Below are 13,072 nucleotides of genomic sequence, written 5' to 3' on the forward strand. Positions count from 1 at the left end.
AAACCCCAATGGCGGCGCAAAAAGTCGGCCATTCTAACGGCATGCCAACAAAACTGCAGCAGCCATGCGCCTGCACAAGCCCGCGACTGAGCGACCGGAAAGTGCCCTATTTGCGCGCAGCGAAAACTTCATGGCCTAGTTGCAGTAGCCCGATTAAATTTAAGCCTGAGCGACACATAGCGTTGCATTGCACTGCAGTTATTTTGTGGCCTGCTGTTTACTTGCTATAAGTGCATGACTATTATTAGATCACTGTTGACTACCACAGACTTATTCACGCCAAGGTAATGCCCATGTCGCTGATCAACGAATACCGCAACATCGAAGAAAGCATCAAAGAGCTCCAAGAGCGTCTGAAGAACATGTCGCAAGACGACAAGCTGAAGAAAGAGCTGGAATTCGAAGGCAAGCTGCGCACCCTGATGGGCGAATATCAGAAGTCGCTGCGCGACATCATTGCCCTGCTCGATCCTGAAGCCAAAACCGGCAAAGGTGTACGTGCCAGCAAGCCTGTAGCTGCCAAGCGTGCGCGCAAGGTCAAGCAGTACAAGAACCCGCACAGCGGCGAAGTTATCGAAACCAAAGGCGGCAATCACAAAACTCTGAAAGAGTGGAAAGCCAAGTGGGGCGCCGACGTCGTCGAAGGTTGGGCCACTCTGCTGGGCTAATTCCTGAGCGCTACCCAAAACGCCAGCCACGCTGGCGTTTTTTATTGCCGATATTTTTCAGGCGAAACAGTTTTGGGCAATTGCCTGCATCGGCAATAACGCTGAACGAGCGAAAAGTTCCCGTTCCCTGCATTTTTCTTAACAACGCACAGACGCGGCCATCGCCTCTGCGCATCGCTCTGACTGTCTGTTGTCCGCTTAAACGCCAGCAGGACTCACGGCAAAACGCGCCTGCAGCGCCTGCGCATAGGCCTGCCACTGCTGCAGAAGTTGCAACTGGTCCGGGTTGCAGCCCGCACGCAACTGCTCCAACGCCGCGTGAAATTGCGTCAGGGTATTGGGCGCACCAAACTCTGGATCGCTCAAACGCTGTCGGCAGAACTCTTCCCAGCGTTGAGATTCAGCGGTTGACAGGCTGGCAGGGAAATTACGCGCCCGATAACGAAACAATAACTCTGGCAGTCGCGCATCATCGAACGGCCATTTTTTGTCGTTGGCCAATGCGTCGGGTTGAGCACCACGCACCTGTTCACACAAACGACGGTCACGATCCCCGATAAACCCATCGTAAAGCTGTTGCTCAGGGTCGTTACTGCCTGCAAAGGCCTCTTCACGGTAAATGACCGCTAGTTTCTCCTGCCAGAGAGGTTGTTCATTCTTCAGCACCTCGACATTGCGCCCACACATCGACCAATCCAGTTGCAGGCGTTGCCGATCTGCCTCGCGCAGCACCGAAAGCGGCGCCACTACCGGGCAGCGATTGATATGCAGCAGCTTCAGCGGCACCGGCAACTCGCCCTCGGCAAGGTCCTCGCGGCGCGTGTAGAGACGACTACGCAGCGTGTCGGCATCCAGATTCAGCAAGGGTGACGGATCGGCCTGCAGGTCACAGACGATCAGCGCATTGCGATTGCGTGGATGCCAGGCCAGCGGCAGCACGGGTGCCAGATAATGACGTGCAGCAGAGAAACGTCCGGAAATGTGCAACAGCGGCTGCAGCAGGCGAATCTGGTCCAGCACACGCTGCTTGCTGCGCAGCTGGTAGAGAAAGTCGTAAAGCTTTGGCTGTCGGTCACGCAGCAGCCGTGCCAGGCCAATAGTGGCGCGCACGTCGGACAGCGCATCGTGAGCCTGGCCATGGTCGATACCATTGGCCTGGGTCAGGCGCTCCAGTTTGAGCGATACCCGCCCCTCGTCCTCAGGCCACTCGATGCCCTCGGGACGCAGCGCATAAGCGGTGCGCACCAGATCGATCAGGTCCCAGCGGCTGTTACCGCCCTGCCACTCACGCGCGTAAGGATCGAAGAAGTTGCGATAGAGGCTGTAGCGCGTCACCTCGTCATCGAAGCGCAAGCTGTTGTAGCCGGCGCCACAGGTACCGGGCGCCGAGAGCGCGGCATGCACCCGGGTCATGAACTCGCCCTCGTCGAGCCCCAACTGCTGCAGGCGCTGCGGATCGATGCCGGTCACCAGGCAGGCTGCGGGGTGCGGCAGGATGTCGTCGCTGGGGCGACAGTATATGTTCAGCGCCTCGCCGATCTCGTTCAGCGCCTCATCGGTACGGATACCCGCCACCTGCAGCGGACGGTCACACCGCGGATTGATACCGGTGGTCTCGTAGTCGTACCAGAAGATGCTGGAAGTCATTGGCGGCTCCGTACCGAACATAAAGTTGTCGGCAGTCTATCATTCACCTCCAGGCTCGCCGTCGCCGGCCAAAGCATGAACCAGCGCACAGCCGTTGCACCGCCAGGCTCGCTGCACTTGTCGGGCGAGAGCCGTAACCACTAGCATTGCCAGTCTCCCCACTCTACTTACAAGGATGCAACCATGAGTGACGCGATCACCCCCAATCCCTATGCCGCTCCCACCAGCGACCTGCAACAGACGCCGTCCAACCAGACACCGAGCATCGAAGAAGCCCTGGCACGCGGTTATGACTTCAGTATCGGCGAACTGCTGAGCGAATCCTGGAGCAGGGTCAAGGGCACCAAAGGCATCATCATCGGTGGTTTCCTGGTGTTCTACGTGGTGCTGCTGGCCGCCACCTTCATCCTCGGCGGCGTTGTCGGCATCTTCGGCGCCCTGAGCGAAAACCTGTTTCTGGTATTCGTCGGCGAGATCCTGATTTCGCTGCTGGCCTCGGCCCTGGCCTACCCCTTCATGGCCGGCATCAACATGGTCGGCATTCGCCGTGCCGCCGACCAGCCGCTGAGCTTCAACGAGATTTTCAGCCACTTCGGGCGCACCGTGCCGCTGATCATCACCGCCGTGGTGATGATGCTGCTGATCTACCTCGGCATGATCCTGCTGCTGATTCCCGGCATCTACCTGGCCGTGGCCTATCTGTTGGCCATTCCGCTGGTGGTCGAGCGTGGTCTGTCGCCCTGGCAGGCACTGGAAGCCTCGCGCAAGGCAATCACTCAGCACTGGTTCAAGGTCTTCGGCCTGTTCCTGCTGCTCGGCCTGATCGTCATGGTCAGCGCCATCCCGCTGGGTATCGGTCTGGTGTGGAGCATTCCGTTGATGGTCGTGGCCATGGGTGTGCTGTATCGCACCATCTTTGGCGTACTGCCTGCCGCCCAATAAGGCCAGCCAATAAGTCGACGTGACCGGGCCAGTTCACTGGCCCGGTTGCGTTCGTGGCCCGCTGCTAGCTAGCATCGGGCTTTCCTTGATGCAGTCCGCCGATGTACTCACGCTCAAGCGCAAGCCTTCCGCTCAACCAGCCTCCCCTGGATACTCGCTACCAGGTCGAAACGCCGGAAGGTATCGATCTGCATCTGCGACCGGCCGGGCTGGTGCCGCGCGCCCTGGCGTTCGCCATCGACCTGGCCATTCGTGGCCTGATCCTGATGGTTATGTTCATCGTTCTCGGCCTGCTCGGTCAGTTCGGCATGGGCCTGGGCACCATCCTGCTGTTTCTCATGACCTGGTGGTACATGGTGCTGTTCGAGGTGTTCAACCAGGGCCGCTCTCCCGGCAAGCAGATGCTCGGCCTGCGCGTGGTGCACGATGACGGTACGCCAATCGGCTGGGCCGCTTCACTGACGCGCAACCTGCTGCGTTTTGTCGATATCCTGCCATTTGGCTACACCCTGGGCATCATCAGTTGCCTGAACCACCCGGCGTTCAAGCGCCTCGGCGATATCGCCGCCGGCACCCTGGTGGTCTATCGCGATGCGCCGTTGAGCAAACCGCTGCTCGCCGACGCCGAACCGCTGCCAGCGCCCTTCCCGCTCAGCCTTGACGAACAACGCGCCATTCTTGGTTTTGCCGAACGTGGCAGCCAGCTGTCTGCCGCCCGCAGAGCGGAGCTGGCGGCGCTGCTGGCCGAGCCGCTACAAGTGCCTGCCGAACAGGCCGAGCCGCGCCTCAACGGCATCGCCCGTGGCCTGCTGGGGAGCGCATCGTGAAGCAGAGCCTATTCGAAAGTCGCCATCAGCCGGATTGGGATGCCTTCAACAGCCAGCTCGAAGCCCTTGAGCGCGGCAAGTCCAAAGCACAGAGTTACCATGGCTTCGCCGCCAGATACCGGCAGCTGTGCCAGCATCTGGCCCTGGCTCAGGCACGCGGCTACAGCAGCCACCTGATCGATCAACTGCAGCAGTTGGCCATGCGCGGCCACCAGCAGTTCTATCGCCATCGCAGCCATCTCGGCGCGCAGACGATCCGTTTCCTGTTCGGCGGCTTCCCGCGTCTGGTACGTAGCGAATGGCGCAGCGTATGCGTGGCCAGCCTGCTGTTCTTCGGCAGTCTGGCAGTGATGGGATTGCTGACCTATCTCTATCCCGAGCTGATCTTCAGTCTGGTCAGCCCGGACCAGGTCAGCGAAATGGAGCGCATGTACGATCCCGACGCGCGCCGCCTTGGCCGCTTCAGCGAACGCGGCTCAGGCGACGACTGGGTGATGTTCGGCTTCTACATCATGAACAACATCGGCATCGCCTTTCAGACCTTCGCCAGCGGTCTGCTGCTGGGCCTCGGCAGCCTGTTCTTCCTGCTGTTCAACGGTCTGATGATCGGCGCCGTGGCGGGCCACCTGACGCGCATCGGCTATGGCGAGCCGTTCTGGTCTTTCGTCATCGGCCATGGTGCCTTCGAGCTGACCGCCATCGCCCTGGCGGGTGCGGCTGGTTTCAAGCTCGGTTGGGCACTGCTCGCCCCCGGCCGCCTGCCACGCGGCGAGGCCTTGCGCCTGGCTGCGGGCAAGGCGATACAGCTAGTCGCCGGGGTGATCCTGTTCCTGCTGCTGGCCGCCTTCATCGAGGCCTTCTGGTCATCCACCACCTTCGCCAGCCCGCACATCAAGTACGCCGTCGGTGCCGGGCTCTGGGCGCTGGTGCTGGGTTATCTGCTGCTGGCCGGCCGGAGGCAGCATGCGCCTGACTGAAGCCAGCGTTGCCATCCGCCCGCGCAGCGCCTGGGAAGCCATCGACCTCGGCGTGCTGCTCGCCCGTCGTCACGCCGGCCTGCTGATGGCCAGTTGGGCGCTGGTCACGCTGCCGCTGTTCGCCCTGCTCTGCGCCTTGCTCTGGCAGTACCCGGGCTGGGCCATCTTCGTCTTCTGGTGGCTCAAGCCGGCCTATGAGCGCCTGCCGCTGTATATCCTGTCGCAAGCGCTGTTCGGCAACACACCCTCGCTGAGCCAGGCCCTGCGCGCACTGCCGAAACTGCTATGGCCACAATTGCTGGCCAGCCTGACCTGGCGCCGCCTGAGCCCGACGCGCAGCTTCGATCTACCCGTGCTGCAGCTGGAGGGCCTGGCCGGTCAGGCACGCAGCCAGCGCCTGGTGGTACTCGGTCAGCGCGACAGCGCCGCTGCCACCTGGCTGACGCTGGTCGGCATGCATCTGGAAATTGCCCTGTGGATGGGCCTGGTCGCCCTGTTCTATCTGATGCTGCCACAGCAGGTGGAACTGAACTGGACCTGGGAAAGCCTGATCGCCGCCAGCAGCGGCCAGTGGCTGTGGCTGGAACACTTGTCCAACCTGCTTTATGTGCTGCTGCTGATCATCTGGGAACCGGTCTATGTCGCCTGCGGCTTCACCCTTTACCTCAACCGCCGCACCGCCCTGGAAGCCTGGGATATCGAACTGACCTTCCGTCGCCTGCGCCAACGCCTGACCGGCAGCGCCTATGCCCTGCTACTTGGTTGCGCCCTGCTGCTGACTCAGTTGCCCAGCGAAGCCTGGGCCGACCCAGCGCCAGCCGCCAGCGAGGAGGCCAAGCAGGCTGACCCGCAAGGCCCCGACGCCCCACGCCTACTCCAGCAGCCACTGAGCAGCCAGGCCGCGCGTGAAAGCATCGAAGCCCTGCTCGACGAACCGCCCTTCCAGCACCGCGAAACCGTCACCCGCTGGCGCCTGGGCGAAGAGAAGCCCGCGGAAGAAACCAAACCGGAAGACATCGAAGCCTTCCTCGACATGCTCAAGAACCTGCTCAAACTCGGCGAATGGTGGAAGAGCCTGGATGTCGTCGCGCAAGTCTTCGAAGTATTGCTGTGGGCGGCGCTGACCGCGCTGCTGGCCTTCGTCTTGTGGCGCTACCGCGAGTGGCTGCAGGCCTTTGGCGAACGCATCGGCCTGCCGACGCGGCGACGGCAGGCCGCACCACAGCAGCTGTTCGGGCTCGAACTGGCGCCGGAAACGCTGCCCGCCGATGTCGCCAGCGAAGCTGAGCGGCTCTGGGCCGAACAACCGCGCGCAGCCCTCGGCTTGCTCTATCGCGCCCTGCTCAGCCGCCTGCTACACGAACACCGCCTGCCCCTGAAGCAGTCGCACACCGAAGGCGAAGTGCTGCACCTGGTCGCCGGCCTCGGGCTGCAGAACCTGGAGGACTACAGTCGTCAGCTCACCCTGCATTGGCAGGCCCTGGCCTATGGTCACCGCCTACCTGCCGAATCGCTGCGTCAGGGCCTGTGTCAGGGCTGGCGCAGCCTGTTCGGTCAGGAGCGTGCGGCATGAGTCGGCGCGCCGGTTTCATCCTCGCCATCGCCCTGCTGCTGGTACTGGGGCTGCTCGCCAGCTACGTGCTGGGCAAACTCGAACCCTATGAAGACGTGATCGAGCACGGCCCGGCCCCCGAGGTTGCCAGCAGCACTTACCTGGCTGCCGAGCACTTCCTGCGCAAACAGGGCATTGCCGCACGCCGCGCCGAAGGCCTGGATGTGCTCGATGGCCTGCCCAGCGAAGGCCAGACCCTGATGCTGCTGGCCGACCGCGGCAACATGACGCCACGTCAGGTCGAACGCGTGCTGCAATGGACGGCGGGCGGCGGTCACCTGCTGTTCATCGCCGAACGCCTGTGGGACGAAGAGGAAGGCAAGAGCGGCGACCTGCTACTCGATTTGCTCGGCGTCCAGCAATACATGAGTGACGAGTTGGACGACGAAGAAGCCAGTGAGGCAGAAGCGGAAAACGAGCAGAACGAAGAGCACGAAGCCTACCCGCAACTCACCAAGCTCTACCTGGAGAACGAACAGGCCCCGGCCTACATCGCCTTCGACACCGATTTTCACCTGTACGATGCGCAGAACCGCGCACACGCCTGGGCCAATAGCGACTCCGCCACCCACCTGCTGCAGCTGTACCACGGCGACGGACTGATCACCGTACTGAGCGACCCGTGGATCTGGCAGAACCGTAATATCAACGAATACGACCATGCCTGGTTGCTCTGGTATCTGAGCCAGGACAGCGCCGTGACCCTGCTTTACCACGCCGACAGCGATGGTCTGGCGCGCCTGCTGCTGCGCCATTTCCCGCTGGCCTTGCTGGTGCTGGCCCTGCTGATCATCGCCACCCTGTGGCACGTCGGCATGCGTCATGGCCCGCTGCAGGCACCGGCCAGCCGAGCACGGCGCCAGCTCGAGGAACACCTGCGTGGCAGTGCCGACTTCCTGCTCCGCCGCAGCGGCCAGCACAGCCTGCTCAAAGGCCTGCAACAAGACATCAACCGCCGCGCACGGCGCCGCCACCCAGGTTTCGACAAGCTCGCCGTCGCCGAGCAGTGGCAGGTTCTCGGTCGCCTGACCCGCCTGCCCGCCAAGGACATCAGCCAGGCCATGCGCCCATTGCCGCCGCAGCGCCTTTCCGCCAGTGACTTCACCCGCCAGGTCGCCCACCTGCAAACCCTCAGGAATGCCCTATGAGCGAGATCCCCGAGAACGACAACCTGCCGGTGCAGGAACCCCCTGCCGCCACGCCGAGCAACCCGCAAGCGCAGCAGCGCCAGCGTGCCAGCCAGTTGGCCCAGGCCCTGCGCGCCGAGCTGCGCAAGGCCGTGATCGGCCAGAGCGCGGTGATCGACGACGTGCTGACCGCGCTGATCGCCGGTGGCCATGTGCTGGTCGAAGGTGTGCCAGGCCTGGGCAAGACCCTGCTGGTGCGCGCGCTGGCGCGCTGCTTTGGCGGCGAGTTCGCACGCATCCAGTTCACCCCGGACCTGATGCCCAGCGATGTCACCGGCCATGCCGTGTACGACATGCAGAGCGAGCAGTTCAAGCTGCGCAAGGGCCCGGTGTTCACCAACCTGCTGCTGGCCGATGAAATCAACCGCGCACCGGCCAAGACCCAGGCCGCCCTGCTGGAAGTGATGCAGGAGCGCCAGGTGACCCTGGAAGGCCGCGCCCTGCCGGTGCAACTACCGTTCATGGTGCTGGCGACCATGAACCCGATCGAGCAGGAAGGCACCTACCCGCTGCCGGAAGCTGAGCTGGACCGCTTCATGCTCAAGCTGCGCATGGATTATCCGCAGCAGGATGAAGAGCTGAACATGGTGCGCCAGGTGACCCGCTCGGCCAAGGCCGACATGCTCGAAGTCAGCCCGCTGCGCACCCTGCTGCAAGCCAAGGATGTGCTGGCCCTGCAGAAGATAGCCAGCGATCTGCCCCTGGATGATCAGGTGCTCGATTACGCCGTACGCCTGGCCCGCGCCACCCGCAGCTGGCCGGGCCTGGCCATGGGTGCCGGGCCGCGTGCGTCCATCGCCCTGGTACGCGGCGCCCGTGCTCGCGCGCTGCTGCGCGGTGGCGATTTCGTCCTGCCGGATGACATCAAGAGCTGCGCGCTGGCCGTGCTGCGCCACCGCGTGCGTCTGGCGCCGGAGCTGGATATCGAAGGCCTGTCGGTGGATCAGGTGCTGCAACAGTTGCTCGATCAGGTACCGGCACCGCGCCTATGAAACCTTCGCGCCTGCTCCTCGGGCTGCTCGGCGGCCTGTTCGCCGCTGCCGTGCTGCTCGGCGCCCTGCCCCTGCTCGGCATGCGCCTGGCAGACAGCCTGATGCCAATGGCCTGGGGGCTGCTGCTGGCGTTGGCACTGATCGCCGCCGTCGATGCCCTGTGGCTGCGTCGCCAGCACTCGCCGCGTCTGGAGCGCGTGCTGCCCGGCAACCTGCCGCTCGGGCGCTGGAGCGAGGTGCAACTGATCGCTCATCACGACTTCACTCAAACCCAGGAAATCGAAGTCTTCGACCATGTGCCTGAAGGCATGGAATTCGATTTCCTGCCGCAACGCATCACCCTGCACCCCGGCCAGCAGACACAAGTCAGCTATCGCCTCAAGCCGCTGGTCCGCGGGCACTTCCATTTCGCCCGGTGCGAGCTGAAGCTGCCCAGCCCGCTGCGTCTGTGGCAGGCCAAGCGCCTGCTGCCGCTGGCTGATGAAAGCCGCGTCTATCCGGATTTCGCGCGCCTCTACGGCGCACAGCTCAAGGCCGTGGATGACTGGCTGAGCCAGCTGGGCGTACGCCAGCGCCCGCGTCGCGGCCTGGGCCTGGAGTTTCACCAGCTGCGCGAGTTTCGTGATGGCGACACCCTGCGCCAGATCGACTGGAAGGCCACTGCCCGCAAGCGCACCCCCATCGCTCGCGAGTACCAGGACGAACGCGACCAGCAGATCGTCTTCCTGCTCGACTGCGGCCGCCGTATGCGCAGCCAGGACGACGAGCTGTCGCACTTCGATCACGCCCTCAACGCCTGCCTGCTGCTCAGCTACGTCGCGCTGCGCCAGGGCGATGCCGTCGGCCTGGCGACCTTCGCCGGCAACCAGTCGCGTTACCTGGCGCCGGTCAAAGGCCCTGCGCAATTGAACGTGCTGCTCAACGCCGTCTATGACCTGGATACCAGCCAGCAACCGGCCGACTTCAGCGCCGCTGCCGACTTGCTGCTGGCGCGTCAGCGCCGCCGCTCGCTGGTGGTGCTGGTGACCAACCTGCGCGACGAAGACGATCAGGACCTGTTCGCGGCCGTGCGTCGCCTCTCGCGCCAGCATCGCGTGCTGATCGCCAGCCTGCGCGAGGAAGCACTGGATCGTCTGCGTCAAACGCCCGTGGAGCAATTCGATCAGGCCCTGGCCTACTGCGGCACGCTGGACTACCTCAATGCCCGCGCCGACCTGCACGAACGTCTGGCTGCCCATGAAGTACCGGTGCTCGACGCCCGCCCGGGCGAACTGGGCCCGGAGCTGGTAAGCAGTTATCTGGCCTGGAAGAAAGCCGGCGCACTTTAAAGCCTGTTGGCGTTTCGGCGCGACCGCGCCGAAAGAGGCAACTGCTGGCGCCTGCGGCTGTCGAACCCAATGCTGCAAAGGCCCTGGCACCGGTTTTCCCACACAGATGTTGCGTGGTTATGGCCGTGGTCGGGTGCTATGATCCCGAGTCTGCGGCGCAAAGAGTACAAACTCGACGCCGCCTATAGGCCGCCCGTGATCGGCCTTGCGCATACCGCACACGACCTGAGTAGGAGATAGACCATGGCTTTTGAATTGCCGCCGCTGCCTTACGAAAAGAATGCCCTCGAGCCGCACATTTCCGCCGAGACCCTCGAATTCCACCACGACAAGCACCACAACACCTACGTCGTGAACCTGAACAACCTGGTGCCGGGCACCGAGTTCGAAGGCAAGAGCCTGGAAGAAATCGTCAAGACCTCCTCGGGCGGCATCTTCAACAACGCCGCTCAGGTGTGGAACCACACCTTCTACTGGAACTGCCTGTCGCCGAATGGCGGTGGCCAGCCGACCGGCGCCCTGGCTGACGCCATCAACGCTGCATTCGGCTCCTTCGACAAGTTCAAGGAAGAGTTCAGCAAAGTCTCCATCGGCACCTTCGGTTCTGGCTGGGGCTGGCTGGTGAAGAAAGCTGACGGTTCCCTGGCCCTGGCCAGCACCATCGGCGCTGGCTGCCCGCTGACCAGCGGCGACACTCCGTTGCTGACCTGCGACGTGTGGGAACACGCCTACTACATCGACTACCGCAACCTGCGTCCGAAGTACGTCGAGGCGTTCTGGAACCTGGTCAACTGGGACTTCGTCGCCCAGAACTACGCGGCCTGAATCCCAGCCCCGTAATGCGAAAACCCGGCCTTCAAGGCCGGGTTTTTCGTTTCTGCATCACGGCTGCGCGGCTAGAGCAATCTGCGTGGTGAAAACTCCACCCCCTGCTCCTCCACACGGTTAACCGCCTGGCTCAGTACACGGTCGGCACGTACCGGCCCAAGAAACTCGCAGAGCCCGATATAGAGCAGGTTCAGCAGCTTGCGCAGTTGCTCCAGTCCCAGGTTGGCGATACCGTCGCTCCCGCCCTGCTCCAACCAGATACGCAAACGCGTCGACAGCTCGGAACTCACCCCCATACCGGACAGGTTGCCGGCGGCAAAGCGTCTCAGCGCCGCCTGCTGCGCGCCATCTAGTTGCTCCAGCAAGGCCTGGTTCAGGGCCAGGAAAGTCGTTTGCGCGGCGCTATCCGGAGTCGCCACTTGCCTTACGGCCTCATTGCGTCCCTGGCGCCAGGCGGCCAGTTGCTCCTCCGGGTCAGGCAACAGCTGCGAGGGTGGTCCCGTGAGGGCGCCAACCAGCTCGCGATACAGGCGTGCGCGTTCGAGCTTGCGCTCGGTACGCAGCACCACCTCGGCGAGAAATTCATTGAGAGCGAACGGCGGTTGCTCGGCGTACTTGTTTTCCCACAGGGCCAGCAGTGGCCAGACCTCTTCATCCGAAAAGTGTCCGGCCAGGCCGGTGTAGATCGCGCGACGGCGCAGGCTCAATCTCATCTTCAGCCCCTCCTCGACCATTGCTCGCTGTCGAAGGTCTGCGTCAGATTGAACTCCGGATAACCGACCTCGGCATGCTCGGCAAAATCCAGCCCACGCTGCTCATGCTGGGTCGAAACCCGCAATCCCATGGTCTTGGCCAACAGGAAGTAGAACACCAGAGCAACCGGAAAGGCCCAGAGAAAAGCTGCCGCAGCCCCCAAGGCCTGCACCGCGACACGCTCCCAGTTGAACAGGTCACCCTGATAGAACAGGCCGGCTGCCAGGGTGCCCCAGATACCGGCGAACCCATGGACCGGAATCGCACCGACCACATCGTCGAGCCGCAGGCGATCGAGCAGACGCATGCCGTAGACCACGACGAAACCGGCGACAAGACCGCTGAGCAGCGCGAAACCCGGCGCCATGCTGGCGCAACCGGCGGTGATGCCGACCAGCCCGCCAATCGAGCCATTCACCGTGATGGTCAGCAGCACCGGGCTGGCCGTGCTGCGTTGTGCCAGCAGAGCGCCGAGCGCACCAGCGACCGCAGCCAGGTGCGTGTTCAGGGCGATCAAGCCAAGACTGCTGCTGACTTCCAGGTTGCTGCCGGCGTTGAAGCCGAACCAGCCCACCCAGAGGATGAAGCCGCCCAATGCCACCAGGCCAAGATTGTGCCCTGGGATCAAGCGCGCCTCGCCATCAGGAGCGAAACGTCCGAGACGTGGACCGAGCACCAGAATCCCTGCCAGTGCGCACCAGGCACCGATGCTATGCACCACGGTCGAGCCGGCGAAATCGATGAAACCCAGCTTGGCCAACCACCCCTGACCGCCATACAGACCACCCCACACCCAGCTGCCGAATATCGGATAGATCACACCGCTGATCAGCACCGCGCCAACCAGATAGGCGCCATACCGCGTGCGTTCGGCCATGGCACCACTGGCGATGGTCGCAGCGGTGGCGGCGAACATCATCTGGAACAGCAGGAAGGTGTAGTCCCAGGGCTCGCCGTCATTCAGCGCGAAGTGACTCATGCCGAACCAGCCAGTGACATTGGCACCGAACATCAGGCCGAAGCCGAACAACCAGAACACGATGCCACCAACGCAGCAGTCCATGTAGTTCTTCATCATCACGTTGACCGCGTTCTTGGCCCGCGACATGCCGCTCTCCAACAGGGCGAAACCCGCCTGCATGAAGAACACCAGCACGCTGGCCAACACCAGCCAGGCCGTATTGGCGGCCTCTTCGCTGGCGGCATGGGCCTGTGGGGCAAAGCTGACAGCGACGAGCAACAGCATGAGCGTTTTCATCACGAATCCCCTCCCGGTCGATGCCCGGCCTTCGCAACTCTTGTGCCAGCGGC

At 63.2% G+C, this 13,072-nt stretch carries 12 protein-coding genes; 9 read left to right on the forward strand and 3 right to left on the reverse strand.

What is annotated here, in order from left to right:
• Positions 1–293 precede the first annotated feature (293 nt).
• Positions 294–668, forward strand: a complete 375-nt coding sequence (gene mvaT, locus JWV26_RS03665) for a histone-like nucleoid-structuring protein MvaT (protein WP_017675049.1) — start codon at positions 294–296, stop codon at positions 666–668.
• 198 nt (positions 669–866) lie between these two features.
• Here the strand turns inward: mvaT and sbcB are convergent, their stop codons facing one another.
• Positions 867–2,315, reverse strand: a complete 1,449-nt coding sequence (gene sbcB, locus JWV26_RS03670; RefSeq protein WP_206418425.1) for an exodeoxyribonuclease I — start codon at positions 2,313–2,315, stop codon at positions 867–869.
• 183 nt (positions 2,316–2,498) lie between these two features.
• Between sbcB and JWV26_RS03675 the strand changes: the two genes are divergently transcribed.
• The 8 genes from JWV26_RS03675 (at position 2,499) to JWV26_RS03710 (ending at position 11,005) form a co-directional block, all read left to right on the forward strand.
• On the forward strand, positions 2,499–3,257 hold the full coding sequence (locus JWV26_RS03675) for a DUF975 family protein (RefSeq protein ID WP_206418426.1): 759 nt from the start codon (positions 2,499–2,501) through the stop codon (positions 3,255–3,257).
• A 101-nt stretch (positions 3,258–3,358) separates the two neighbouring features.
• Positions 3,359–4,084 (forward strand): RDD family protein, encoded by a 726-nt coding sequence (locus tag JWV26_RS03680; protein ID WP_206418427.1) that lies wholly within the window; start codon positions 3,359–3,361, stop codon positions 4,082–4,084.
• The gene (locus JWV26_RS03685) at positions 4,081–5,061 is read left to right on the forward strand and encodes a stage II sporulation protein M (RefSeq protein ID WP_093050033.1); all 981 of its coding nucleotides are present in this window, start codon (positions 4,081–4,083) and stop codon (positions 5,059–5,061) included. The genes JWV26_RS03680 and JWV26_RS03685 overlap by 4 nt, the downstream gene beginning before the upstream one ends.
• The gene (locus JWV26_RS03690; protein ID WP_206418428.1) at positions 5,048–6,634 is read left to right on the forward strand and encodes a DUF4129 domain-containing protein; all 1,587 of its coding nucleotides are present in this window, start codon (positions 5,048–5,050) and stop codon (positions 6,632–6,634) included. The genes JWV26_RS03685 and JWV26_RS03690 overlap by 14 nt, the downstream gene beginning before the upstream one ends.
• Positions 6,631–7,821: a DUF4350 domain-containing protein gene (locus tag JWV26_RS03695; RefSeq protein ID WP_206418429.1), complete on the forward strand. Its 1,191-nt coding sequence runs from the start codon at positions 6,631–6,633 to the stop codon at positions 7,819–7,821. The genes JWV26_RS03690 and JWV26_RS03695 overlap by 4 nt, the downstream gene beginning before the upstream one ends.
• Entirely contained in the window at positions 7,818–8,852 is a 1,035-nt protein-coding gene (locus tag JWV26_RS03700) for an AAA family ATPase (protein ID WP_021490274.1), read from the forward strand. Before JWV26_RS03695 ends, JWV26_RS03700 begins: the two co-directional genes overlap by 4 nt.
• Complete coding sequence (locus tag JWV26_RS03705) at positions 8,849–10,180, forward strand: DUF58 domain-containing protein (protein ID WP_206418430.1); 1,332 nt, start codon at positions 8,849–8,851, stop codon at positions 10,178–10,180. The genes JWV26_RS03700 and JWV26_RS03705 overlap by 4 nt, the downstream gene beginning before the upstream one ends.
• Before the next feature lie 243 nt (positions 10,181–10,423).
• A complete protein-coding gene (locus JWV26_RS03710) occupies positions 10,424–11,005 on the forward strand; it encodes a superoxide dismutase (protein ID WP_003462535.1) in 582 nt (193 codons plus the stop codon).
• 71 nt (positions 11,006–11,076) lie between these two features.
• On the opposite strand, the gene JWV26_RS03715 is transcribed toward JWV26_RS03710, so the two are convergent.
• Both JWV26_RS03715 and JWV26_RS03720 read right to left on the reverse strand, forming a co-directional pair.
• A complete protein-coding gene (locus JWV26_RS03715) occupies positions 11,077–11,721 on the reverse strand; it encodes a hypothetical protein (protein WP_093051369.1) in 645 nt (214 codons plus the stop codon).
• A gap of 2 nt (positions 11,722–11,723) precedes the next feature.
• Positions 11,724–13,019, reverse strand: a complete 1,296-nt coding sequence (locus JWV26_RS03720) for an ammonium transporter (RefSeq protein ID WP_206418431.1) — start codon at positions 13,017–13,019, stop codon at positions 11,724–11,726.
• Positions 13,020–13,072 lie beyond the last annotated feature (53 nt).

This window comes from Ectopseudomonas toyotomiensis, assembly GCF_017167985.1.
GTDB classification, from domain to species: domain Bacteria; phylum Pseudomonadota; class Gammaproteobacteria; order Pseudomonadales; family Pseudomonadaceae; genus Aquipseudomonas; species Aquipseudomonas toyotomiensis.